The organism is Paenibacillus arenosi (assembly GCF_014841135.1).
Taxonomy (GTDB): domain Bacteria; phylum Bacillota; class Bacilli; order Paenibacillales; family Paenibacillaceae; genus Paenibacillus_B; species Paenibacillus_B arenosi.
Genome location: NZ_JACYTN010000003.1, coordinates 102071 through 128659 on the forward strand (window position 1 = coordinate 102071; position 26589 = coordinate 128659).

21 protein-coding genes and 2 pseudogenes are annotated in these 26589 nt (G+C 39.8%); 17 read left to right on the forward strand and 6 right to left on the reverse strand.

The window, feature by feature from the left end; translation table 11 throughout:
- Positions 1–14: 14 nt before the first annotated feature.
- The 3 genes and pseudogenes from IFO66_RS06450 to IFO66_RS06460 form a co-directional block, all read right to left on the reverse strand.
- Positions 15–908 carry a GNAT family N-acetyltransferase gene (locus tag IFO66_RS06450; protein WP_192024361.1) on the reverse strand — a complete coding sequence of 298 codons (894 nt, stop codon included), beginning with the start codon at positions 906–908 and terminating at the stop codon, positions 15–17.
- A gap of 16 nt (positions 909–924) precedes the next feature.
- Positions 925–1392, reverse strand: a pseudogene (locus IFO66_RS06455) (DUF1349 domain-containing protein); the annotation flags it as partial.
- 276 nt (positions 1393–1668) lie between these two features.
- Positions 1669–3507 carry a DNA/RNA non-specific endonuclease gene (locus IFO66_RS06460; protein WP_225445552.1) on the reverse strand — a complete coding sequence of 613 codons (1839 nt, stop codon included), beginning with the start codon at positions 3505–3507 and terminating at the stop codon, positions 1669–1671.
- 182 nt (positions 3508–3689) lie between these two features.
- Between IFO66_RS06460 and IFO66_RS06465 the strand changes: the two genes are divergently transcribed.
- The 16 genes from IFO66_RS06465 to glpX all read left to right on the forward strand — a co-directional run bounded on the left by IFO66_RS06465 (position 3690) and on the right by glpX (position 23338).
- Positions 3690–4658, forward strand: a complete 969-nt coding sequence (locus IFO66_RS06465) for a trypsin-like serine peptidase (protein WP_192024362.1) — start codon at positions 3690–3692, stop codon at positions 4656–4658.
- Positions 4659–4882: 224 nt separating this feature from the next.
- On the forward strand, positions 4883–5476 hold the full coding sequence (locus tag IFO66_RS06470; protein ID WP_192024363.1) for a sigma-70 family RNA polymerase sigma factor: 594 nt from the start codon (positions 4883–4885) through the stop codon (positions 5474–5476).
- On the forward strand, positions 5433–6398 hold the full coding sequence (locus tag IFO66_RS06475) for a hypothetical protein (RefSeq protein ID WP_192024364.1): 966 nt from the start codon (positions 5433–5435) through the stop codon (positions 6396–6398). Before IFO66_RS06470 ends, IFO66_RS06475 begins: the two co-directional genes overlap by 44 nt.
- 125 nt (positions 6399–6523) lie before the next feature.
- Positions 6524–7942 carry an ABC transporter substrate-binding protein gene (locus IFO66_RS06480; protein ID WP_192024365.1) on the forward strand — a complete coding sequence of 473 codons (1419 nt, stop codon included), beginning with the start codon at positions 6524–6526 and terminating at the stop codon, positions 7940–7942.
- Positions 7943–8160: 218 nt separating this feature from the next.
- The gene (locus IFO66_RS24055; RefSeq protein ID WP_273015111.1) at positions 8161–9096 is read left to right on the forward strand and encodes a DapH/DapD/GlmU-related protein; all 936 of its coding nucleotides are present in this window, start codon (positions 8161–8163) and stop codon (positions 9094–9096) included.
- A gap of 135 nt (positions 9097–9231) precedes the next feature.
- Positions 9232–11760 carry a hypothetical protein gene (locus IFO66_RS06490; protein WP_192024366.1) on the forward strand — a complete coding sequence of 843 codons (2529 nt, stop codon included), beginning with the start codon at positions 9232–9234 and terminating at the stop codon, positions 11758–11760.
- Between the two features lie 13 nt (positions 11761–11773).
- On the forward strand, positions 11774–12493 hold the full coding sequence (locus IFO66_RS06495; protein ID WP_192024367.1) for an IspD/TarI family cytidylyltransferase: 720 nt from the start codon (positions 11774–11776) through the stop codon (positions 12491–12493).
- 10 nt (positions 12494–12503) lie between these two features.
- The gene (locus IFO66_RS06500) at positions 12504–13544 is read left to right on the forward strand and encodes an NAD-dependent epimerase/dehydratase family protein (RefSeq protein ID WP_337912596.1); all 1041 of its coding nucleotides are present in this window, start codon (positions 12504–12506) and stop codon (positions 13542–13544) included.
- Positions 13534–15672: a hypothetical protein gene (locus IFO66_RS06505; RefSeq protein ID WP_192024368.1), complete on the forward strand. Its 2139-nt coding sequence runs from the start codon at positions 13534–13536 to the stop codon at positions 15670–15672. Before IFO66_RS06500 ends, IFO66_RS06505 begins: the two co-directional genes overlap by 11 nt.
- Before the next feature lie 32 nt (positions 15673–15704).
- A complete protein-coding gene (locus tag IFO66_RS06510; RefSeq protein ID WP_192024369.1) occupies positions 15705–17669 on the forward strand; it encodes a class I SAM-dependent methyltransferase in 1965 nt (654 codons plus the stop codon).
- A gap of 34 nt (positions 17670–17703) precedes the next feature.
- Positions 17704–18903: a LicD family protein gene (locus tag IFO66_RS06515; RefSeq protein WP_192024370.1), complete on the forward strand. Its 1200-nt coding sequence runs from the start codon at positions 17704–17706 to the stop codon at positions 18901–18903.
- 46 nt (positions 18904–18949) lie between these two features.
- Positions 18950–19384, forward strand: a complete 435-nt coding sequence (locus IFO66_RS06520) for an FAD synthase family protein (protein WP_192024371.1) — start codon at positions 18950–18952, stop codon at positions 19382–19384.
- A gap of 298 nt (positions 19385–19682) precedes the next feature.
- Entirely contained in the window at positions 19683–20705 is a 1023-nt protein-coding gene (gap, locus tag IFO66_RS06525; RefSeq protein ID WP_192024372.1) for a type I glyceraldehyde-3-phosphate dehydrogenase, read from the forward strand.
- 146 nt (positions 20706–20851) lie between these two features.
- On the forward strand, positions 20852–21508 hold the full coding sequence (locus IFO66_RS24200) for a CBS domain-containing protein (RefSeq protein ID WP_337912693.1): 657 nt from the start codon (positions 20852–20854) through the stop codon (positions 21506–21508).
- Between the two features lie 24 nt (positions 21509–21532).
- Entirely contained in the window at positions 21533–22336 is an 804-nt protein-coding gene (locus tag IFO66_RS06535; protein ID WP_192024373.1) for a pyruvate, water dikinase regulatory protein, read from the forward strand.
- A gap of 15 nt (positions 22337–22351) precedes the next feature.
- Positions 22352–23338: a class II fructose-bisphosphatase gene (gene glpX, locus IFO66_RS06540; protein ID WP_192024374.1), complete on the forward strand. Its 987-nt coding sequence runs from the start codon at positions 22352–22354 to the stop codon at positions 23336–23338.
- A 112-nt stretch (positions 23339–23450) separates the two neighbouring features.
- Here glpX and IFO66_RS06545 read toward each other — a convergent pair.
- From IFO66_RS06545 to IFO66_RS06555, 3 genes and pseudogenes are all read right to left on the reverse strand, one after another.
- A pseudogene (locus IFO66_RS06545) lies at positions 23451–24503 on the reverse strand (serine hydrolase domain-containing protein); the annotation flags it as partial.
- Between the two features lie 293 nt (positions 24504–24796).
- Complete coding sequence (locus IFO66_RS06550) at positions 24797–25393, reverse strand: DUF1989 domain-containing protein (RefSeq protein WP_192024376.1); 597 nt, start codon at positions 25391–25393, stop codon at positions 24797–24799.
- Between the two features lie 40 nt (positions 25394–25433).
- Positions 25434–25820, reverse strand: coding sequence for a tautomerase family protein (locus IFO66_RS06555; RefSeq protein ID WP_192024377.1), 387 nt, complete (start codon positions 25818–25820; stop codon positions 25434–25436).
- A gap of 212 nt (positions 25821–26032) precedes the next feature.
- Between IFO66_RS06555 and IFO66_RS06560 the strand changes: the two genes are divergently transcribed.
- Complete coding sequence (locus IFO66_RS06560; RefSeq protein ID WP_192024378.1) at positions 26033–26515, forward strand: SRPBCC family protein; 483 nt, start codon at positions 26033–26035, stop codon at positions 26513–26515.
- Positions 26516–26589 lie beyond the last annotated feature (74 nt).

Here is a 26589-nt window from a genome sequence, read left to right on the forward strand (position 1 = left end):
TTTGTATGGCTCTGTTATGCACGAGCTAGCGTGGGAATCATAAGCTTGTTGCTTGAAAATACATTTTCTTTGATCTTTAGTACAAAGAGCGTTGTGTCTTCTTCATGCAAAGGTTCAATCGTGCAACCTTCCGTCTGCTTAGGTGTAAAGCCAAGAACCGCCGACCTTGTATTTTCCGCAGCAACTGCACTCAGAATATTTGTAACACTCACATCATTTCCACTTGAATAAATATCATAGCAAATCAACTGCTCACCCTCATGTTCGGCGATGACGATGGCGTCATATTCTTCAACATAGTAGATGAACTCATGAAACAATTCTGTACAACAGAACATGAGTAGCTCTGTATTACTCTCCATAGGTAGAGCGGAAAAAGGATTGGAGAACTTGTACGTACTGAGCAGTAATTGAATGTCTTGTGCGGACGTCATATCCAGCTTTCTTGAGATAATATTTGATTGCTGAATGTTCATCGTGCATTGGTATTCATCGGCCCGTTCAAATCCGAACTTGGGATAAAAATTAACAACGCTATCGTTAGCCATGAGGAAAATGGCGTCGCATTTTTCCGTCCATTCGCGCAGCACTTCGTTCATTAACCAACCGCTTAACCCTTTTTGACGATATTCATTGGCAGTCATCACGGTTCCAATCCCAATATAAAGGCGCTTCTGACCTTGCCATGTCGTATCGATCACGTTAACAGAAACGTTGGCGACAACTTTTTGCTCAGTTGACAGTGCATACGTGATGTATCGGTCACCCCAATATCCCTTCTGATACCACGGTTCAAAATCAATCTCGAAAGTTTCGTTAGCAAGCTGGAAGAAGCTTGAACGAAGCTGTTCATCTGCTTTGACGTTTGTTACGTATGTATATTCAGTACCGCTAATGATAACGTTCATAACATACCTCGCTCGCTTATTTGTGTTCTAACCATTTGCAATCTGTAAGCTCCATTTCCGTAAAGATGGCCGTAAAGGACGAGCTCTCTGGGCTGCATGCATAGAGTCCGAAGTTAATTTCTTGAGCGACTTCAAATAAATGAAAAATGCGCATTTGCTTAAAAGTAATTCCATCATAGGAGATTTCGATGCAAAAATCGCTGTTTCGGCGGCTTAATCAATAATACATCGTTTTTACATCTGCAGAGATGTCTGTAGTTGCCCAGTCGGAGTAGCCATGGTTCGTCACAACGCTCCCCAATCGCTGGTACTCCACATTTTCATATTCAATCGATGCTTTGAACCAGTTATCGCTGTCCTGATAAATAATAACCCCGCATTGGTCGAAGCGCTGCTTGCTATCAAAACTGGTATTTGTGGTAAAGGAAAAGTACTTTTCGCTCGTCTTCATTAATAGAGCAGGAGCATTATCATTTTGAAATCCGTAATACGTGCGCTACCAAAAATCTGTATGGGGCTCCGTTATTATTTCAATTCTATTATCTTCAATTGTAAATTGATTAGGCTTATGTATCCAATAGAGTTCATTCGTATCGAAATTCATCGTTTCAACCTCCATCCTTAATATATAAATAGTACCAATTTACAAACTATATTGAAATCTAAGATGTCATACTTGCTGCTAGAAAAAAAGCATGCCCCCAACAATGGGATGCATGACTTTTGCAGTGAGCTTAACAAATTCAATTGAGCAGCACCTTTAAATGCGGATATCCTCCACACGTTCAAGGAGTTGACCAAGTGTAGTCGATTCTGATTGTTCTAACGGGTCATGGTTATGGAGTTCACCAAAATTCAAACCTGTTAGTGCCTCGATCATGGATACTTTCACTTGGAATGTAAGGAATGCACCAAATGCTGCTGCCTCTAAATTGCTAATTAGCTGCTTCTGTGAGACCAAATAGGCAGTAGCTGATAGTTCTCCATCATCCTTGACCATTACGGCAACTTTCCAGAACTCTTCCGGAATTTTTACTCCACGATACAGGATATCATTTTCACGAAAGACAGGTCCGGTAAATATGGTTGCCTTTAACGAGTTATTTTTCGTGTGATTCAGAATATAGTCTTCAAGCCCGAGCCACATACTTTTACCTTGATTCAGTAGCTCATGTTGCGGTGAACAGTTTGTGAAATGGAAAGTATCTTCGTTGGCAGTTGCTGCGTCTGTTCCCCATATTGGATCTCTTCTTCTTACTAAGTGCCCTCTATCCAATGGATTTCTTTTATAAAGCTCGTTACCTATTTGGTAATCTCGATCAATTCTCGGATCGTATCTCCAATTGTCGTCTCGACCTATATTTTTTAATTGTTTTCCATCAATATTCACTACAGTATAGAAGGCTAATCTTCTCGACTTGCTCATAACAATTGAAAAATGAGTATAGTTCAGTATATTTCCGCCACCACCATTAAGCTCTGCTGCATCTGACTTTATATCGGTACGGAGCGTTGGGTGAGGGACGGTATGGTTGTCTCCAAGAAATTGTGGATTGTACCCTGCCAAGCTTTCGAAACGTTCGAGCGCAAAGTCCTCAGCGACGATATCCTCATTATCAGTATTTTCTTTTTGAGGTTGGGAAGTAGGAGTGGACTCGATGTCTTCTCCTAACTCTTTAATAAGCTCCTGCTGCTTTTCGCTTAATGAAGGCTTCTGCTGCTCAATATAGTGCAAAATGCTACTTATGCGCACTCCTTCATTTGCAATGAATTGACCTTCATGGTTCGGATCAGGGACGCCAGAATGATGGAGCGCGACTACTTTCCATTCATCATTAAATACAGTGGAGCCAGATGAGCCTGGTTCTGTATCGGCAGAATAATGAATAAAGTCATCTAACATGTCAGTGATTTTATTTTCCCTTAGTACGACTGCTTTATAATCTCCTCTCGGGTGCTGAATTATAGAAACATACTCACCAAGAAGTACTTTCCCCTTCTGTTTGATTAGAGGAAGATAACCGAATTCCTGAATGTTCACGCCTGAAGCAGATGTATCTTGTACAGCGATAAGTGTAAAATCCAGTTCTTTGCTGGTTATAAACAATTTATCAGGTTGAAAACGGTACTCCTGTACTACTCGCGCATTGAAATGAATATCTAGTTCATAGTTGAATTGCGCACTACTCTTGGAAGCCGTCTCTGTATTAGGAAATACGTGATTGTTGGTCAGAAGTAATTTTGGCGTTACAAGAAATCCCGTTCCAAATCCTAGGGTGCGTCCGCCTTCGTCTTTAATCACAATGCGACATACTGATTTTCCTGCTAGAAGGCCTCTCTCTAAATAGTGCATCGGAAACATGTCATTTTGGCCAATAAGGCGTTCAAGCGCTAGATTGTCTTTCTCGTCGATCATCGCTTTTCGTGCAGCTACCCTCTCTGGGGTGTCGACCTCTGCAGGTGCCTTAGATTGAAGCTTGATTAGCGTTTCCTCTCGCGAGACCATTCTATCTTTATATCTTTGTAAGGCGAGTTTTTCTTGCTCAATAACGTTTTCTTGATGATTGGTTTCTGATTCTCCGGAATTAATAATGGTCAATTCGCACAACCTCCGCAAATAATGTTAATTCTGGCAGGATTGATCGACTGTCAGTCTGAAATACTATTCGCGATCCCTTCTAATTCTATGTGCCACATAAATTAACAACAAAATTTTGAAATAATTTTAAAATGTATGTACATGCTACTTTGGATTGCTGTATTTCAAGGAGGTTAATGCATATGTCTGACACAAAAAAATTCAAGCTTACGTTTTCCAATGAAGAGATGGTAAAGGAGCTTCGAAGAAGAGCAAATTTGACGGAGGAGGAAGGAGTCGCGGCACCAGCTGCGGAAGAATCCACATCTTTAAACGTTGTTCCTACCGACGAAATTGTTCGTGCGCTACAAGATAATCGGGAGGCTATATACGGGCTAGACAACCGAAAAGATCTATATGAAATAACGAATCAACAACTTGTGCAGCAAGCGAATGCTGTGGTTGCATTGTTCGAGGCTGGGAATGTTATGGATAATGGTGATGGAACTTCTTCCTTACAAACCATTTCTTACGGAGAAAGTAACGAATTATGCGAGAACGAACGCTTCTTTAATCAGCCCGTAGGAGCTTTTTGCAGTGGCTTTTTGGTAACTCCTCAAATGATAGCAACAGCTGGGCATTGTATAACAGATACTGCTTTAAGTAATATTCGAGTCGTATTTGGATTTCGTATGAAAAATGAAACAGAGGCCATTACGCGTATTTCTAATGATGACATTTATCGTGTCGATTCTGTTATTGGGCAAGAGCTTACGGGTGGAGCTGCTGACTGGGCATTACTCAAGCTAGAGCGTCCGGTAGACAATCACCGGCCGATGGCTATACGCAGAGAAGGGAAAATCGCATCCAATACTGCTTTGCATCTTATTGGACATCCAAGTGGATTACCGTTAAAAGTAGCGGCTGACGCCAAAGTAATCCGTAATGATAAACCGACACACTTTACTGCTACCTTAGATGCATTTCAAGGCAACTCTGGTTCTCCAGTGTTTAATAGCGTGACAAATGAAGTAGAAGGGATTCTCGTGCGAGGAGAAGTAGATTTCGTTCCAACTGGCAGTTGTAATATCGCCAATATTTGCACTTCATCTTGCGACGGGGAGGATTGCACACGTACTACAGAATTTGCGGAACATGTTCCCCTTCCGTAATTTCGTTAGGTGGATGGAAACGGATAAGAAAATAGAATAAGAAGAAATATTTATTTATTATGGAATATTAGACATACAATTTCTGCTATTATAAAAGGCGCCTATTAGGCGCCTTTTATAATAGTATCACTAGGGAAGTCGTATAGATTTAATCATTTTTTTCTTGATTAGTGTCACATTGTGGTATAGATCATTCGTTGTACAGAGTGAAAGGGGATGAGAGCGTGGATGATGCTGAGCTGCGTCAGGTAATTGCTAATGTGCGGAATGGTGATATCGAAAGCTTCGAGAAGATCGTACACCGTTATCAAAAATCGATTTTTTACTATTGTTATCACATGCTGGGCAACTATTCGGAAGCCGAAGATATGGTACAAGAGGTATTTTTGAAGGCGTTCCGCAATTTGGAGCAATGCAATGAGGAAATCCCATTTGGCGCTTGGATCTACAAGATTGCTTACCATCAATGCATAGATATGATACGCAAGCGGAAGTTAGTGAAATATTTGCCTTTTTTCTATCGCGACGACAAAGAAAATAAATCGGTGGATCAACAAATTGAAGCCCACTATTTTGATGAACATGTACATAAGGCCATGATGAAGCTATCAGTGGAAGAGCGGAACTTGTTAATATTGCGCTGTGTTCAGGATAAGAGCTATCAGGAGATTGGCTTTATTTTGAATCAGAATAGTACGAATCTTCGAAAAAAATACGAGCGCACGGCAGAGAAATTCCGCAAGTACTATGCTCAAGTGAAGGGAGTGGAAGAAGTTGACGTTGAACAACCATCCAGATTTGAAAAAACTTTTTCATGATCCACATATTCCTGATATCGACTTAACGGAGAAAGTAATGAAGCGAATTTATGCGGAGCAGGAGGAGTATCAGCCCAAAGCACGATTTATGGCGAGACGAAAACTAAGTTTGTTAATTGCAGTAGGGTTGCTGGTGACAGCATCCACGGCTGTTGCGATGGTTGAATACAATTCTCTTAAAAATAAGAAGGGTGAAGTCGTCTACAAGACCGGACCGTTGAAGGATTCCGATTTTCGAGTTCCTAGTAAAGAAGAGAGTATGCGTACGGGGACAAGTGAGAGGTTAAAGCAAGAGCTGTTGCCCAAAGGTTCAGCGGCTTACTTCTATATCGTCCCTCATAATCCGAATAAAGAGCTGGACCTGAAGTTTACGCCGTTTGTTTATACCGATGCAGCGGATCTTCGAGCAAATATGAAGGATAAATCGGTTCAGATTGTTGAGAGCCTGAATGAGAAGTTAACGTTTCGAATTGCGGAGGTGTTCTATCAGCCAGAAGTATTATCAGATCCTCCAACTCCGCAAGAAGAGGCAGCTATTGCAGATAAGTTGCATAAGCAAGCTAAGGAAGCAAAGAAAGACTATGCCATGATGCCCTTAAAGTTCTCTGATCAACTCATGCATATGAGTGCAACATACTCGCACAGAGACAAGGTTATTGAGGTTTCGGTTAGGAGAGATGTTAAACAGGATGATTTTACCCCGTCAACGTATTGGGACGAAGACATTAAAATGAAACAGGAAGTATTGACGGTAGACGGAGTAGAACTTCTTTATATTAAGTTTGAGCAGAACGGGTCATCTCTTACATGGGTTGATGAGACCTCTGATCCTGTATATCAATATGTGTATGAGATTGATACTGTTTCAGGTAAGACAACAAAAGAAGAATTATTGAAAATGGCGAAGTTGTATATGAAATAGATGAAGCTAAAAGGATAATATTTATGCTCTAACAAGTGCACGAGTAGATAGGGTCGATAGCACGATAGACATAGACATAGACATAGACATAGACATAGACATAGACATCGAGGGGAGTTTACAACTTGGGCAGAAGAAAATGGTGGGGTTGGGTTATTGCTTGCATGGTTATGGTTATGTTAAGCGGTTGTATGAAGGAAAAGCCGCTATTGGACGAGCTGGCTGAGGACGGCAGCGGCACGCTGCGAGTGATGTACTATGACGAGGAGAGTTTCCAGCGGCAGTATGGAAATTATTTTTCTATTAAATATCCGAATATGAATATCGAAGTGGTAAGTACGAAATCTTTCGTCGATGGTGATGGTGGCGATGGGGGCAGAGCATTAACTCCTAGTGAAATTGATCAGAAGCTGATGTCATTTATTGAGAAGGAACGTCCGGATATTATTCATACTAATATGGACGATCTGTCTAAATTGGTTGAGCAGGGGAAGCTGTACCATATGGACCCTATCATTCAACAAGAAGGTTATAGCTTGGATGATATGCTCCCAGGTCTTATCACCAAACTGCGAGAAAAGGGTGATGGTGGTCTGTATGGATTGGCGCCGAGCTTCTACACCAATGTGATGTTCTACAATGTCGATCTTTTTAAGCAGCATAATATCCAGCTGCCTACGAACAAGATGAGTTGGAAGCAAGTGTTGGAGCTTGGGGAGAAATTTAACCAGGTCGGCTCAGGGAACGAGAAGCTGTACGGATTATCAGGAGGACAACGCGATAGTTATGAGATCCTATCTATCATCATGCAAACGTCCAATCTGCAATGGTTCGATGCACGCGGGGAGAAGATTGTCATTGATACGCCAGCATGGCGGGAGCTGTTCACAACTGTGGCGAGAGCGATTGAACGTGAGTTGATCTGGATACCGGGCACGAAAGAGAACGGGGGACTTGATTATTCAACTCCAGAAGATCCATTTTATAATGGCAAGGCAGCAATGACGATGGATATTACCTATATGATTGACCAGATGGATAATATATGGACTTGGCCAGATAAGAAGTTAAAGCCGTTCGCATGGAATATCGTTACGATGCCGATCGATCCCAATTATCCGAACGAGTCTCCTTATGTATCCACTTATGATGTGTTTGCTATTAATCAAGATTCACCATATAAACGTGAGGCGTGGGAGCTTATCAAGTTCATTCATAGTCCAGAAATAGCAAAGGTTACATCTAAAATGTTAGCAGGAGATATACCTACTCGTGTGACGTACTTGAAAGATAAAGACGGAGTACATATTGAAGCATTGGCGCAGCTAGGCCCTACGGCAAATAACGCACAGGATCGATTCGAGGAGATTGTAAGTGAACAGCGTGTGTCGGAAGACTTTAAGGCAAATGTAGAGGACAATATGAAGACGGCCTTGGATGCGATTGTTGCTGGCGAGTCTGTCGATGATGTACTGCCAGCCTTGCAGCAAGAGCTGCAAGCGCTGTGGGATCAGGCTAGAAAAAATAAAAAGAAAATAAGCTAAAGCCGTCAGAGGTGAAGAAGTTTGTTGTGCAATGGATGGCAATGGTAATGAATTGTAACACGGGGACAGAATTTTATGTCCCCGTGTTATTTTCATTTCTAACTAGTAATCTTGAAAAAGCTAAAGTATGCCAAGCTACTAAATTCATCATAAATTTAATTATAGAGCCGATAATATATATATGCTTTAACGATAGCTGATGAACTGAAAGGGAAAATATGCTGGATAAAATGGTGGAATTGCTAATTAAAATTGAACCTCAATTAGCAAATAAAAAAATTGTGGTATTTGGAGCGGGAATTGGAGGAAAGTATGTTGTATCCGCGCTACGAATACTTGCTCTACAAATCGAATATTGTCTGGACAATGACCCTGCTAAACATAACGAACAACTACTTGGTGTTGAAATCAAACATCCGAATATTCTTAATAGTGAAGCACATGAAGATGTCGCTGTTATTATAGCTAGTATTTATTATGAAGAAATATCAAAACAATTAGAACAGGTTGGACTTAAAGAAAATGTCCACTACTATAATATCTCATTGCATAGTAAGCGATCAGCAAATCAAGATGCTAGAGTAGAGAGAGTTCTGAATGGTGTAACAATTGGGAAGTATAGTTACGGCGTAGATCGGCACTGTTATCCTGGTACATTACTAAAAAGTGTAGGAGCTTTTTGTTCTATAAATGAACATGCGCTGATCGGTATGAAAAATCATCCTACTTCACATATTAGTACACACCCATTCCTCTATAGAGAGAAAGGTATGCTGGAAGGAATAGAAGCCATACCGTGCGGTATTTTAGATGAGTATGGAAGTGAAATCTTAGATATTGATATGGTTGCCAATAATGAACCTATTATTATAGGAAATGATGTTTGGATAGGAGCAGGTGTAATCGTATTGCCATCAGTGAAAATAGGTAATGGAGCTATCATTGGGGCTGGGGCAGTTGTAAATAGAGACGTGCCTGATTATGCAATAGTAGCAGGAGTTCCAGCAAGGGTAATCAAATATCGCTTCCAACCAGAAGAAATTGAAATGTTAAATAAAGTTAAATGGTGGGATTGGACGGATCAAGAGATTGCTCGAAATAGTGAGTATCTTAAAGATCCTGTGAGTTTCTTTAAGAACTTTTCTAGTAGGTGAGAAGTATAGTATTTGTGGCTCTCAACAACTATAATAGATTACTTTTTAGGTTTTATATTATTAGATGTACGACGTATCATTTAAATTTTTGGCAACATGACTATTCGACTTTTTGTAAATGAGGTTCCTTAACATATGAGAAAACATATCCGTCAACAAATAGTAGAGATAATTTCGGCAATTCAAGAAGGAATTGAAATTGCCTTGAGATCCGAAATAGAGAATGCTGCTGTATTACTTTCTGATTGCTACCATACATTAAATATGATCTCTGAGATTTTACAATCTCAATTATCCTATGGAGCCTTTATTGCTTATAAAGAATTACTTGTACAGTTACAACAGCTGCTTGAGTGTTTGCAAGATAATAAAGTAGCAGGTCATTCATACGCTGCTATTGTCACGCAGCTTAACGATAATTTGCTTCTCTTAAAAAATAAATTAATGAATGAACCAGAGGTTAAACATACTATTGTGTTTTTACCATATAGTGCTTCCATGTGGGATTGCATGGAGAGTATTTGGAAGGCTGCACAAAAAGATCCCAAATGTGAGTGTATCGTAGTTCCAATCCCTTACTATGATATAGAAGCTGATAGAACACACGGACAAATTCATTATGAAGGCCATCTATTTCCTAAGGATGTACCCGTTATTAATTATGAGACGTTTGATTTAAGTGGTATTAAACCAGATGTGATATATATACATAATCCTTACGATGATGGTAATAGGGTAACTTCTGTAGATCCTAGTTATTATTCTTATGAGTTAAAGAAACATACAGACATGTTAGTGTATGTTCCCTACTATGTAACTCAAGGTGATTATCCTGAAAATCATTGTCGGTCTTCTGCATTAAAATTCGTAGATAAAGTGATCGTGCAGTCAGAACAAGTAAAAGAACAGCATGCGAAATATATTCCTTCTCATAAACTTCAAGTGCTTGGTTCTCCTAAAATAGATAAATTGCTCTATTATGAAAAAAATAAGCCTGAAATTCCAGAAACGTGGGAAAAAATAATCGGGAATAAAAAGGTAGTTCTATATAATACAAGCCTTACTGCTTTACTTGCATACGGTTCTACTGTTCTTAACAAACTTAAGTACGTATTCTCTTGTTTTGAGGGGAGAAATGATGTAGTACTTTTGTGGCGTCCGCATCCTCTCAGCACATATACACTCTTTTCTATGCGTCCACAGCTTTTAAGGGAATACTTTGAGCTCGTTACAGAGTACAAAGAAAAACAGTTTGGCATTTTTGATGACACTCCTGATGTCGGAAGAGCTATTGCAATATCAGACGCCTATTTTGGAGATGGTACTTCTTCTCTCGTTCATATGTATGGGATATCGGGCAAGCCAATTATGGTGCAGAATGTAAACTTTGATAGAAAACCTAATGAAGAAGAGCAGCGATCGGCATGGTTCAGTAGCATTGATTTTAATAGTAATGATGCATGGTGTTCTATGGGGGATTCTAATAGACTTTCTAAGATAAATCTTGAAACAAATCAGATTGAGGATAATTTTATAATTCCAACAGAACGTAGAGATGGATACTTACTATACAGTAATATTATACAGTATGAAAATAAAATAATACTGACGCCCCATTTAGCAAATGAAATTGCAGTATTTGATCTACATTCATTATCTTTCAAAAAAGAAACTATAAAAAAATATAATGGTAATGACCCTGTTAAGTTCACTAAAGCAATATTATATAAAAACTATGTATTTATGACACCATACATGTATCCGGCAATTATAAGATATGATATTGAAACGGGTGAATTGAAATACTATACAGACTGGTATGACAGTTTGCATCCTTATATATCAGATAGAAATAAACCTTTGTTTGTAAATGGTGTTTATTCCAGAAACAATCTAATGATGCTGGCATTTGCACAAGATAATATAATAATGGAATTTAATATGGATTCAGGTAGTACGAAGATTCATAGAGTCGGCAATCCAGGCAATAATTATTGGGGTATGACATTTGACGGAAAAGAGTATTGGCTTATTCAAAATGAGAGCGATAAAGCTGAAGCCATTGTCAAATGGAACTATGAAACTGGGGAAACAGTAGAATATTCTGATTTTCCAAATGAATTCATAGGGAACAAAAAGAACTTCAATGAAATCATATGCTGTGGAGAGTATCTACTGGTATTCCCTAGATTTTCTAATATGATCGTAAAAATTGACGTGGCCACGGGGAAAATGAGCGAATTTAAAACGGGTCTAGATTATAAAGAAGGAGAACGAAAATCGAGCTATTATCATTTGAAATGTAACTACTACTTTGCAAAGAAACATGATGGACATGTTGTCGCCATGTCCATGTATGACAATAGCTTAATTAATATTGATATTAAAACAGAGAAGGTTACTAAAATGAAAGTTGAACTAAACGAAAATGATATAAGTTCTTATATTTCATTTCAAAATGGTTTTGATTATGATTTATCAATTGAGGACTATCATCATACAGAAGGTAAATACTTAACGGTGAATAAATTGCTAGATTATATAACTTCAAGTCAATACCGTATAAACCCTCTTCAGGTGGAGGCATATACAAAAATTATTGCTAATGCTGACGGGACATGTGGTCAAAAAACGCATGATTATATTATTAAAAATATAAAGTAGTAAGGTGAACCTCATGATAACAGCTTTGATCTTTGCCGGTGGCACTGGAGAAAGAATGAACAGTAAGACTAAGCCTAAGCAGTTCCTTGAGCTACACGGGAAGCCGATACTTATCCATACAATTGAGTATTTTGAAGAGCACCCTATGGTGGATCATATTGCGGTAGTCTGCCTCGATAGCTGGATTGAGGAGTGTTACAAGCACATAGAGCGTAACTTTATTCATAAGGTGAAATGGGTTGTGCCGGGAGGCGATTCAGGTCAGGAATCTATTTTTAATGGACTTCAAGCTATAAAAGAGGGTTGTAATGAGGATACCATCGTGCTTATTCATGATGGTGTTCGCCCACTTATTTCCAAGCAATTAATTACCGATAACATAAATGCCGTAAAGCAGCACAGATCTGCTATAACCGTTTCTTATGCAACAGAGACGATTGTAACAATAGATAATAATATCAATATTGAAACAATACCTAATAGGGAGCAGACACGTATTGCGAAAGCTCCACAATCTTTTTATTTTAACGACATTTGGAGAGCGCATCTGAAGGCGCAAGAAGATGGTCTTCATAGCATGATAGACTCAGCTACACTTATGAAGCAGTATGGACATACACTTCATACAGTAATCAGCTCTCCATACAATATTAAAATTACAACTCCTTCTGATTACTACCTATTTAGAGCAATTTATGAAGCGAAGGAGAATTCACAGATTTTTGGATTGTAGGTGAATAATTGTGTCTCATATTTTAAAGCAAGACCTTGATTTTATTGCAAACTATGACCTTCCATGGCGTGATATGCATAATGGCACCGTTCTAATTACGGGAGCATCTGGACTTATCGGCTCTTTACTAGTACGAGCTTTGCATAGAGCCAATGAAAAGCATGGTTTACTTTTGAAAATAGTAGCTGTTGTCCGAAATGTACAAGCAGCAGCAGAGCTATTGCATGACTGCGATGTTAGCTTTATAAGTCAGGATATTCGTGAGCCAATTGTATTCGATGGAAAACTTGATTATATCATTCATTGTGCGGCTGTAACGAAATCAAAAGAGATGGTTTCCTTTCCTGTTGAAAACATTCAAATTGCCGTTCATGGAACTGAAAATATTTTGAAGTTGGCAAAGGAAAAACAGGTGAAAAGCGTTGTCTATCTCTCTTCTATGGAAGTGTACGGAAAGACCAATCCTAGCTTAGAAAAAGTTACCGAAAACGAGCTTGGGTATATCGATTTGACTAATCCTAGAAGCTGTTATGCTGAAGGGAAGCGGATGAGCGAATGTATGTGCAACTGCTACTTTTCTGAGTATCAAGTCCCTGTAAAAATTGCAAGGCTTGCGCAAACTTTCGGTGCAGGTGTGAGCGTTAACGATAATCGAGTATTTGCACAATTTGCAAAAAGTGCCGTACTAGGGCAAGACATTATTTTGCATACAGATGGTAGCTCTACAGGAAATTACTGTTATACAGCTGATGCGATTATAGGAATCCTATTACTTTTGCTAAAAGGGGATAACGGAGAGGCGTATAATATTTCAAATGAAGAAGCGAATATGACAATTCGCCAAATGGCGGAGCTTGTAGCTGATAAGATTGCAGGCGGCAGAATCTCGGTTGTCACAAGTATTCCTGAAAGCAGTCTAACTTATGGTTATGCTCCTGCAGTAAAAATGAAATTATGCTCCGATAAAATCAGAGGGCTTGGATGGAGCCCGACAATAGGACTTGAAGAAATGTATAAGAAAATGATTGAGGAGCTTGAGTATGATCAGTGAAAAGGAATATGTCATAAGTACATTTAGAAAACATTTTTCAGAATATAAAGAACGGAAAATAGTTGTTTATGGAATTGGTTTAAATACAAAAAATATTTTAGATGGTTGTGAGGATTTTAATATTGTAGGGCTAATGGATCCGAATAAATTTGGTGAAATGATCTATGGTAAAAAAATTCTTACCTATGATGAAGTAGTGGAGCAGCGTCCAGAAGCGATCGTGGTCATTGCACGTCCAAATTCGGCAAAGCTTATATATAGGCGTATTCACAACTTTTGTGAACAAAATAATATTTTGTTGTTTGATATTAATAAGAATAACCTATTTGATTTATTTGACTACAGCAAATTGCACAATGAAAATGATCCTTATTTTAGTACAAGTGAAGTTCAACTTCGAGAGCAAATCATGAATCATGAAATTATAAGTTTTGATATTTTCGACACTTTAATAATGAGGAAGGTACTGCATCCTCAAGATGTTTTTACACTTGTTGAGCAAAAGGCCATTAACAACGGTTACGACGTATTTGGATTTAGCCAACAAAGAGCAGAAACAGAACGTATGCTTTTTCTTCAGACAAATCCAACGATTTATGAGATTTATAATGCCCTTCAGGAACGGTTAGGTATTACAGACAAAGAGAAAGTTTCTCTTATGAATATCGAGCTTGCTATCGAGAAGCAGGTGCTTATTCAGCGTAAAAATATGGTTGAAGTATTGAAGTATGCAGTTAGCTGCGGCAAAAAAGTATATTTAATTTCTGATATGTACTTGCCTAAAGCCATACTAGAAGAAATACTAAATGACTTGGGTGTATACGGATATATTGATATTTATGTATCTTGTGAGCATAGAGTAGCTAAATACAATGGTCTGTTTCCTATTTTTAAAGAAAACGTTCATGGAAGTTCCTACCTTCATATTGGAGATAACTATGATGCTGATGGGATACCGGCAATACAGAATGGTATAAGTGCATTTGCAATTAAAAGTGCAGTCGATATGTTGGAACTATCTACATATAGGGAAGTTTTTAATCATTTACACACAATAAATGATCGATCACTAGTAGGGTTGTTTATATCTAAAGTATTTAACAATCCATTTTCGTTATATCAATCTAAGGGCAGGCCTGAAATTAGCACGCTTTATAATGTAGGATATTTATTCGTTGCACCGATCATGACCAATTATATTGCATGGCTTCTAAAGGTTGTTAAAGAAAATGCATATGAATGTATTTTGTTTGCAGCTAGAGATGGGTACCTGATGCAGAAGTTATATAAACGGGCGATAGAGGCGCTAAATCTTCAAAATATGCCTAGAGATATATACTTTCTTACTTCAAGAATGATTTGTGCTGCATCATCAATGGAAACTGTAGAAGATATCGCTAATGTATCGGCTTTACCTTTTTCTGGGTCAGCTGAAGAGTTACTAAAAATTCGATTTGGCTTGCATGACGATGAAATATTGCCTTTCGATAAAGAGTTATACCCTGATATACAGGCTTATGCGCTTGCTCATGAAAAGAAAATAGTCGATAAGTCTAGGGAATATCGTAGACGGTATTTGGAGTATTTTAAGAGTCTCGATATTAAAGACGGAAGTAAGGTTGCTTATTTTGATTTCGTATCAACTGGAACTTGTCAAAAGTATCTTACTAAAATTCTTCCATGCGAAATAACGGGAGTTTACTTTTTGTATTATTTATCAGATAGTACGCTAGCTAAGAAGCTATCTATAAGAGCTCTATTTGAAAAAGGATTTTATTTTCAGGAACAAGGATATATTTTTAATAACTACTTTTTCTTAGAAACAATCGTTACTTCTTTCGACCCATCTCTATCAAGCTTCGATGAAAATATTAAACCAGTATATCGTCCCGAAACACGTTCTGAGGGTCAATTAGAGTATGTAAGAGATATGCAAAGTTCTATCATCGATTACTTAAGTGAATATATGGGACAGCTTTACCATGTAAACGAGGACTTAAATCCTAAGGTAGCTGAGCTATTGTTTAGTTGTATGGATAGAAAATATACGGATATTAAGTGTGATACTTTGAATGAAGTAGTACTACTTGATGATTTTGGTACGGGCAAACTTCAGATCGTATATTAATTGCTTCAAAATTTAACTAAGGGTAAATGATAATGGCTAAATTTCATGGCGAGTACTGGAATGGTTACAACTTACATGCTGAAGAAGTTGATATCGAGAAAGATATACAAGAATATATCAAGCAGACCTCCGATAATGATTACAGTCATATTATAAAATATGATAATCGTTGGCTGACCTTTTTTCATTTAACAGAAATGAGGAAGTCATTGCTAAACTGGTATGAGTTTAGGGAAGATGCGGAATTATTGGAAGTGGGAGGGGGCATGGGGGCATTGACAGGGCTATTCTGCAAGCGCTGTGCCCACGTGACCACGGTTGAACCTTCATGGTTTCGGGCTGAATCGATTAATGCTCGTTATCGTGATATAGAGAATTTAGATATTTATGCGGGAAGCATTCATGATATTAATTTCGGAAAAAAATTCGACTATATCACCGTAATTGGCATGCCCGAATATCTGAACCATGACAATTGTTCAGGAAATCCATACGTCGATTATTTAAAATCGCTATCTCAACTATTAAAACCAGATGGCAAGTTACTTATAGCAATCGAAAACAAATATGGAATCAAGTATTGGTGTGGGGGCAGAGAAGAGCATTCTGGAATTCCTTTCGAAGGTATTAATGGATATCCGAATGGTGGAAGTGTTGGTGGAGTCGGGAAGAAAGAGCTTGAAAAAATATTGATTTCATCAGGCTTACATAGGTATAAGTTTTATTATCCTATGCCAGATTTCAAAGTACCGCAAGTGGTATATTCGGAGAAGTTCCTACCGCAAAGCGGTCTTCAGTCTCGAATAACGCCTTATTATTTAGATAATAGCACACTACTGGCATCAGAAATGGATTTATATGATGATTTAATTGATAATGGTGTTTTTGAATTTTTCTCAAATTCCTTTTTAGTTGAGTGCGGGTTTGACGAAAATTTCTGCTCAGTAATTTATGCAGCGACAACGACAGATAGATCTGCTGCTGATCGTTTCTGTACAACAATACATGAAGGCGGTATTGTGAAAAAAATGCCGCTAGAAATAGAGGGCAATACTAGTGTTCAACATATTTATAGCAATTTAATGGAACTTCAAACTCGTGGTATACACATTGTGCCTCATAAATTGGAAAACAATAAACTTGTTATGCCGTATGTTGAGTGCGAGAGCTTGGAAGCTTATTTAAAGAAAATTATAAGGCAAGATAAGGGAAAATTTATAGCCCTATTCGATAAATTGTATGCGTGCATATTAAAATCTTCAGATTGGGTAGATACTGAGGCTAATTTCTTTTACGACAGCCGTAACCCCGAACTGGAGTATGGTCCTATTTTACAGAAGGCATATATCGATTTAATTCCTAACAATTGTTTTTATTGTGATGGCGAATTAGTCTTTTTTGATCAGGAATTTGTTAAAGAAAACTATCCAGCGGCCTTTATTATGTTCAGAGCAATTAAATATATGTATTTATTCATTCCTAATGCTGATGATAGTATTCCGCTGGAGGATATGAAAATACGATATAGGTTAACCGAGGTTTGGAATGTTTTCGAAAATAGTGATATGGATTTTGTGAAGGAAAACAGAAACTACTCGCTGTATGCTCATTTCCAGCAGTGGTCTTATGTTGATAGAAAAATCATTTCTGATAATGCTCTTAAATTAATGAGATCGGATGAAGCTGAATTGTTACTTCGAAGAGGTTATCGCAGAATTGCTATATATGGGTATGGGCATATGGGGAGAAAATTGCACCAAAAATTAAAGGATTCAACTATTGAAGTGGCTTATGTAATTGATCAGAATGCCGACAGCATCATTCAATCAAGTTATACGGATATTCCTATAGTTCACCCTGCACATCCATTTGCACATGTTGATGCCATTGTTATTAGTGTTGTATCCGCAGCGGGTGATATTCAGGAACTACTTAAGAAAAAAGTGGATTATCCTGTAATTACTTTAGAAGAGATTGCTGCGAAAGCTCTTCCATAAAGGTGTCGAGAAAAGTAGCAAGGAGAGCAAAGTTATGCGTGCTGATTTTTTCAAAGAGGAAGTAATTTGTGATTATCGTGTTACAGAAAAAATGAAGCGCATTTGGGCTGTTCAGCTTGATTTGCTTGAAAAATTTATTGATGTTTGTGACAGAAATGGCCTTACCTATTTTGTGTCGTACGGTACTCTGCTAGGTGCAGTCAGACATAATGGCTACATTCCCTGGGATGATGATATAGATATTATGATGCCCCGTAAAGATTATAATCTGCTTAAGCTTATTGCTGAAAAAGAGTTTTCGCACCCTTACTTTTTTCAAACTCCAGAAAATGATCCGGAAAACTTTACAGCAGGTGGATGTAGACTTAGAAATAGTAACACAACGTACATTGAATATTTAAATTTAGGTCATAACTGTAATAATGGGTGCTACATCGATATAACCGCCTTAGATGGGGTGTTCGATAATAAGCTGAAAAGGCACAGGCAGATTAAGAGAGTTGATAGGTATAAATCGTTATTGTATGCAAAGGTGTACGGTAAAGATTTCGTAACCCTTTTTGACCACAGTAAGTTGCAGTGGGGAACTTTACGATTTCTAGCAAAACTGTTTCCTCATAAGTGGCTGTGTCAGCAGTTTGATAATGCTTGTTCAGCATGTGGTTTTGATGAAACGACAAAACTAGGTATTTTTACTCAAAAAAACGGTGATTATGAATATCGCTACTTTGATAAAGATATTTTTGAGCAGACAGTTAAGCTTGATTTTGAACATATAAATGTTCCTATCCCAGCGGATTATATGCGGTATATTTTAACAGTTTGGGATAAGGGTATGGAATTGCCTCCGTTACATGAAAGAAAGCCCAAGCATGAGGGTTTTTTTGATACCGAGACTCCTTACAAAGAGCATGCCTTGCCCATATTCACCGATGTGTTTAAGGATATCAAGGGAAAGAGGATTTTCTTATTTGGTGCCGGATTGATGCTCGATGATTACATGAAAAAGCATGGTAAAAAGTATCAACCGGAATTTGTATTTGATAATGATCCAAACAAATGGGGGACCATCAGGCACGGAATTGTGGTGAAAAACCCCGCGGAATTACCTTCTCTACTTGAAGAGAATACGAGGCTCATTATTGTAAATATTTATTACCGGGAAATTGGGGAGCAGTTAAGAAAATTAGGAATTAATCAATTTTATGCATATCTCCAAGATAGAAATTATTAATATCAGCAGGCAGAGAACTGCACTCTTGTAGGAGGGATTATTACATATGAAAAAGTATAAAGTAGGTTACATTGCTGGAGTATTTGATCTCTTTCACATTGGGCATCTTAATTTATTTAAGCGCGCCAAAGAGGAATGCGATTATTTAATAGTTGGTGTTTTGGTAGATGAATTATCGGTTGCTTGTAAAAATAAAAAACCCTATATCCCTTTCGAAGAGCGAATTCAAATTGTAGAGTCCATTCAATATGTGGATAGAGCGGTTAAGGTTGTACAAGAAAACTTGGACAAGATGATAGCCTGGGAAATCTATCAGTTCAATTGTTTATTCTCCGGCAATGATTGGGAAGGTCACCCGGTTTGGGATATGGAGAAGAAAAAGTTGAACGAAGTGGGGGCGGATATTGTTTTCTTCCCTTATACGAAAAGTATAAGTTCTACTCAAATACGTAGTGCGATTTCTGCTAAGAACCAAGAGTAATCGTTGCGCTCATGTGGAGCATCAAGTAAATAGCTAACTCTCTGTATTATGGCAATACTTTAGAGTTTCATGAAACCCTGTCCTCATTTGAGGATCAGGGTTTATTTATTTTCACATTTGTACTTAATTAGAGATTGTTATTTTTAATAATAGATCTATAAATAGTTTGTATGTCACTTTATTAGGGTATTTCACTTAATGATGTACATTAAATGTTTATTTATGATGATTATATATTGATTAATGGTGCAATATATAATACATTATATGTACAATATACAGAAAAGAGTGATCTTCGATGCGTGTAGCGGTTAGCGGTACGGGCCGAATTGGTCGATTGTTTCTTAGAAAAGCACTTACGATGGTATCAGGGTCTTTAGAAGTAGCAGTTATCAACTCGACAACTCCACCAGCAACTCTTTCGCATTTGCTACAGTACGATTCGGTACATGGAAAATGGGCAGCAGAAGTTCATGCAGACGATAAAGGTTTGATTGTAAATGGACGTCACATTCCGGTTATTTCGGAGCGTAATCCAGAGAAGCTTCCTTGGGCTTCTTACGGTATTGATCTCGTCGTTGATGCGACAGGTAAGTTCAACGACCGTGCGGGCGCTGAGAAACATATGGCTGCAGGAGCGAAGCGGGTACTTGTTACTGCCCCAGGCAAAGGTGCAGACGCAACGATTGTGATGGGTGTTAATGAGGAGAGCTATGATCCAGATAAACATACTTTTGTTTCGACAGCTTCCTGTACGACCAATTGTCTTGCACCTGTTCTTTCTGTATTAGATACGGATTTTGGTGTTAAACAAGGCTGGATGACTACGGTACACGCTTATACGAGCGACCAGAATCATTTAGATAATCCACATAAAGATTTAAGGAGAGCTAGAAGTTGTGCCAGCTCTATCATTCCTACTTCTACAGGAGTAGGGAAGGCACTGAAGGAAGTATTGCCGCATCTCGCTCATGCCATCGACGGTGTATCGTTGCGAGTGCCTACACCAAATGTTTCGCTAATCGATCTGACGGTTCAACTCAGTCGAGAGGCGACAGCTGATGAGGTGAGGGAAAGCTTTCGGATTAAGTCGCGCGGAAAAATGGGGAGCGTACTTGGCTATACTGAGCTGCCATTGGTGTCATCTGACTACATAGGCGACGATAAATCGGCTATTGTCGATGGCTTAAGCGTGATAAGCCGAGGGGACCAAGTGAAGTTAATGGCTTGGTATGACAATGAGTGGGCCTATGCCTCTCGCGTGTACGACTTCATTTGTTACGCGCATGCTGTTGAGAAGTCAGCTACTCCTGTCGGATAGCGGGACAGCACCATTGTGTCATCTGGCATTCGTACAAATATATAAATGGATGTATTTAACAACGAATCATTGAAGTATGGTACGATTTATGAAATTATGTAGATTATATAGATACTAGCTATGAAAAAGAGAGAGGAGGAGCTTATATCGAACTAACAGCGAGACAGAATGAGTTGTTGACCTTAATACAGCGTAATGCGCCGATTACTGGGGAAATGTTAGCTGAAATGCTAGGTGTATCGCGACCAACTTTACGGTCTGATTTAGCTATATTGGCGATGCTGGGCTTGGTTGAAGCGAAGCCCAAAGTCGGTTATTTCCCTGGCAAGAAGCTGCAGCGAGAAATGCCGCAATTCGCGCAAGTACTTGATTTGCGGGTCAAAGATGTGATGAGCTTGCCGCAAGTTGTGCGCAACTCGGCTACCGTTTCAGATGCGGCGGTTATGATCTTTATGCAAGATGTGGGCAGCCTTGCTGTGCTTGACGAGGAGGATTTACTAACAGGCGTCGTATCTCGTAAAGACCTGTTAAAGGTACTTCTTGCGGGTGGAACGACAGCAGCCCAGTTGCCTATCGTGACTGCGATGACACGGCAAGCGAGCATTATTACGCTAGATCCTGAGGCTAGCTTGTTGGAAGCTTCGCGGACGTTGAATCGCCACCATATTGATGGTGTTCCTGTTGTGAAGCCTGTTAAAGACAGCAAGGGCGAGCTTCGCTCGGAAGTGGTAGGCAGATTTACGAGAAAGCATTTGACGATGATCTTTGCGGATCTGCTAGAGTCAATGGCAGGGACCGAATGATATGACGACTATGGGGGTTCGCATATGACAATGCAACGAAAGCAAGTCGTCTACATCTGCTCAGATGCAACGGGGGAAACGGCTGAAGCGGTGACGAAGGCGACAGCAAGGCAGTTTGGTGATGGAAAAGTAAACATTGTTCGATACGGTCAAATTAAGCATGAAGACGATATACGGCGTATTGCAGATGAGGCGGCCGAAGCTGGTGGATTTATTGCTTATACGTTGGTACAGCCTGAGTTAAGGGAAACAATGAAAATGGAAGGGGTTCGTGCAGGCGTGCGAACCGTCGATATTCTTGGTCCGATGATGCAGGCCTTTGTCGATACGTTTCATGATTCGCCGCATAGACAGCCTGGGCTTATGTATCAAATTGATGATGAATATTACCGCCGCATTGAAGCGATTGAATTCGCGATTCGTTGTGATGATGGCAAGTATGTGAAAGGCTACGAGGAAGCAGATGTCGTGCTTCTAGGTGTTTCTCGTACATCCAAGACACCACTGAGTATGGTTCTTGCTCATAAAGGGCTGCGTGTAGCTAATTTTCCTATCGCGCCTGAGGCAAAGCCTCCGGAGGAGTTATTCCGTATTCCATCCGATCGGATCGTTGGTCTCATGATGGACGCGAGTACATTACAGCGAGTACGCAGTGAGCATCTGAAGTGGTTAGGCTTGCCAGAAGGCGCACAGTATGCGCAGTTGAATCGAATCCAAGAAGAACTAGACTATGCTCAACAGTTAATGAACAAGCTGGAATGTCGAGTCATTGATGTAACGGGCAAAGCGATTGAAGAAACCGCAGGCATGATTATGAATCGTGACTAAAATGGGGGCGTCGATATGGAGCGCGAATTATCTTTGGAGATTGTGCGAGTAACGGAGTTGGCAGCATTGGCTTCCGCTCCATGGACAGGTCGAGGCAACAAGAACGCTGCCGATGATGCAGCGACGCAAGCGATGCGAGCCATGTTTGATTCGGTCTCGATCCAAGGAACCGTCGTCATTGGTGAAGGGGAAATGGATGAAGCACCGATGCTCTATATTGGTGAGCGGGTCGGAAGCATGGATGGTCCAGAGGTTGATGTAGCTGTCGACCCTTTGGAAGGCACCGAGATCGTTGCTAAAGGGCTTAACAATGCGTTATCTGTCATCGCCATTGCGAACAAAGGATGCTTGCTGCATGCGCCAGATATTTATATGGAGAAGCTGGCCGTCGGTCCTGCACTCGTAGACAAAGTGAAATTAGACGATCCTATCGATGTAACGCTTCAAAAGGCTTCAAAGCATTTAAATAAGCCGATTTCAGAATTAACGGTCATGATTCTTGATCGTGAACGACATGCCGTCATGATTCAGACATTGCGTCGCATGGGAGCTCGTATCAAGCTGTTGAGCGATGGAGATGTAGCGGGTGCGATGGCACCTGCCTTTCCTGAGACGGGCATTGATATGTACGTAGGTTCAGGCGGTGCACCGGAAGGTGTGCTTGCAGCCGCTGCGCTCAAATGTCTCGGCGGCCAGATTCAAGGTCGCTTGATGCCTGCCAATGCAGCGGATTATGAGCGCTGCAAGTTAATGGGCATGGATGAACCGCGGAAGGTGCTAACGATGGATGATATGGTGGGTACCGAGGATGTTATTTTTGCCGCGACAGGCATTACACCTGGTGAGTTTCTGGAAGGTGTCCGCTATTTGCCGGGCAATCGAGTAGAGACTCACTCCATGGTTATGCGTGCTGCTACGCGCACGATCCGCCATATTAAATCGCTGCACTATATCCCTAACAAACCTTTGTTGGATGTAGTTCAGAGGGCACAATGTTCATAGGGAATATATAGATGGTAGAAGAAGAGGATGGATGTAGTTTCGTCCTCTTCTTTATGCTTGTCCTCCTCTTTTTTTCTCCTAAAAGGAAGTGCCATCCACTTCTACCTCTTAATCAGTTACTAAATTCCTTATCAAAAATGGTTGCTTGGTTCGGATCGACTTCAGGTCCTACCGCATTGGTGTTAAGTACCAAAATATGTTTCCCTCCTAGAGGGCCGCCCACCGTTGTTGTAGACCCAAGTGTTCCTCCGCTAGCCATCCAATACGTTTTGCCGTTTGAAAGTTTTTTCTCAATAATCCCGAGTCCAAATTTACCAAAAGGCGAATCATAAGTAGTTAGCATCTGCTTCATCATCTCGTCATTCAGTAGTTTCCCACCTAGTAAGGCACTCATAAAAGTGATTAGATCTTCTCCTGTTGAAACCATATCTCCAGCTGCATTTCCCCATGAAGGATTAAACTCAGTCAAGTCGTATAGCTTCATAAGACGATCCATGTTATAACTTCTAGCATGCTCCCCAGGAATTTTTGGGTTGCTGCCACGTACGGATGTTCCTGTTAGTTTGAGTGGCTTAATAAACCGTTTCTGTATTTGTTCAGCGTAAGTTTCGCCTGTGACCTTCTCAATAATAAGACCAGCTAGTATCGTATTTGTATTGGAATAGTGGAAGCTCGTCCCTGGTTCAGCTATTGGTGCTTTTGCAAGCCCTCTATCTACAAGCTCTTTAGTCGTATAGTAGCGATATGGATTTTGTGGAATAATGATGTCTCGCATATCATGATCTGTATAGTTTGCAATTCCGCTTGTATGGTTTAACAACTGGCGGATTGTAACCTTATTACCGTCATATCCATTGCCTTGAACGACCCCTGGCAGCCACTTTTCTACGGTGTCATCCAAACTTAGCTTATTTTCCTGTGCCAGTTGCAGTATAACAGCTGCGACAAATGTCTTTGTAATACTGCCAATTCGGAACGTGAAATGGGACTTCATCGGAAGGGAATCTTCCAAATTAGCTAAACCTGCGGCATAGGACCAACGTGTTCCGTTCTCCATACCGCCTGCAATGATTCCGGGAATAAACTTACTTTGTACGGACTGATCGATAAAGGATTTGACTTGGTCCCGTGGGCTCTGTTTCGTAAATTCAACAACCATATCTTTCGCATGTTGTGTTGGTGTATGATTCGCTTGCTCAGAGCCGAAAGCGGGGAGTGCCAGTGCTCCCATTAATAAAGTAGTAGATAAAGTAAGTGCTAAACCTGTTTTCATGTTAGGCAATTTCATTTTCATCACTCCTGTTATTCTTCTGCTTATCACCCCTTTACCGTAATCCTTAACGTGTTAAGTCAGACAGTGACAAAAACGCTCTAATTATAGATGACATGATGCTTGGAACAATCACATTTACGGCATGACAAATAGTCACATGTTCCATGTGACAGTATGTCAGCATGCTATCTACTGCTTGTTATCACTACTTTGATCGGCTTGCATTTCCAACCGTTGCATGGCCCTTCGCTGACGCTGCACGCCGAAATACAAACGATAGCATCCATTTCAGCTCTTAATACAACTTGATCTCCGGGCTTCGATAGAGGAGGGTCTATCACAATTTTCTTCTCTGAAGTAATACTTGTATTCATAAATACATTCAGTGGTCGTAACGTTGTAAAAGGAGGGACTCCGAACTCACTCAAACTTTGATTGATATTATCAAAGCAGTTGATATGTCCATCACCATTATGGAAGAAATGATCGTACATTTCCTTCCTACAGCAAGGAATCATGACATCATGTACGCCTACATCATCTTGGATCATGGTGAACATCGGCCGATATAAGTTGGTATAAAGGATATCATCCTTCGTGATAAGGAGGGACTCTTTGCAATCTATCGTTGCTTCTGCTGAAAAGTACTCCCTATAATCGGTGGCGTTGACAGCAAAAAAATCAGCAACTTGTTTCCCTTCGATATCGATAATGGAAATGAGATCTCCTTTTTTGAGTGGGAAGGCCATTCCTGTTTGTTTCTCAATGATATATTCGTTCATTAGATACACCTCTCTCCGATTCTCCGATTAAACGAAACGGTTAAAGATTTACTTTATAATTCAGTTGCAGCTCATCCCCAGGCAAACCTCTGATTGCCCAACTGCTTTTTGGTGTTTCAAAGATTGTTATTTCAATATCGTTTATGCCTATGCCTAATGTACCGATCCTATCAAATAGCAAACGTAAGAGGTCTTTCTTTACTTCAACTGAGCGCCCTTCAAACATACTAATTTCTATAATCGTATACTTTTCCGTTCGATCGGGTGGATAGATGAAATCTTCGGGTTTCATACGGAAAAAGCGATGGAATCGTTTATCAGGGGGCAGTTGGAGTGTGTCAACGATACAAGAATGGATGATGTCAGATAGTTGGGCTTGAATAGGTGTTAAAAGGCCATGCAATCCGTATATTTTTACTTGTGCCACAACAATTCTCCTCTCGAATATGTATGGTAGTAGGCTGCGTCTAGTGCTTCTAAGTTTGAGTTACTTCATTTTACAAGTAGTGGAAGTGTAAATACAAATAAGGATTAGTTGAATAACGTGCTGCATAAATCTCTGGTGCTGTGTTCTTATATAAAAATCGTACATAATAAGGAGGAGCAGTATAGAGTCTTGCTATGTAAGGAGGTATATCCATGTTAGCTGTTCTGCAGCACGTTGAAGGTGGGCATATAGCTCGTTTCGAGCGTCATCTACAGTACTCTGTGGAGGAAGTATGGTCGATGTTGACGGAGAATGATAAATTAGCGCAATGGTTCCCCGAGTTACGGGTAGACGAGCTTCGAGCAGGAGGATTTATTAAGTTTGATATGGGGGATGGGACGTTCGAGGAGTTTGCCATTCTCGAGCTTAAAACAAATTCCGTGTTGGAATATACATGGGGAGAAGACCGTGTCCGTTTCGAGCTGTATCCAACGCCCGATGGATGTGAACTGTTCTTAATCGAAACCATTCATAAGATGACAGACCACACTCCAAAGGACCTTGCAGGTTGGCACGTATGTTTGGACGTTATACTCGCATTATTAGATGGAAGGACCATTGAATCACGCACAAACGAGTGGAAGATATGGCATGAGAAATATATAAAGTTAATCAGCGAGTATACACAGGGGTAAGTACATAATTCCGAAAGTATGAATCGCCAGAGTATAGAAAAAGGAGTCAACCTAAGATACGGGTTAGACTCCCT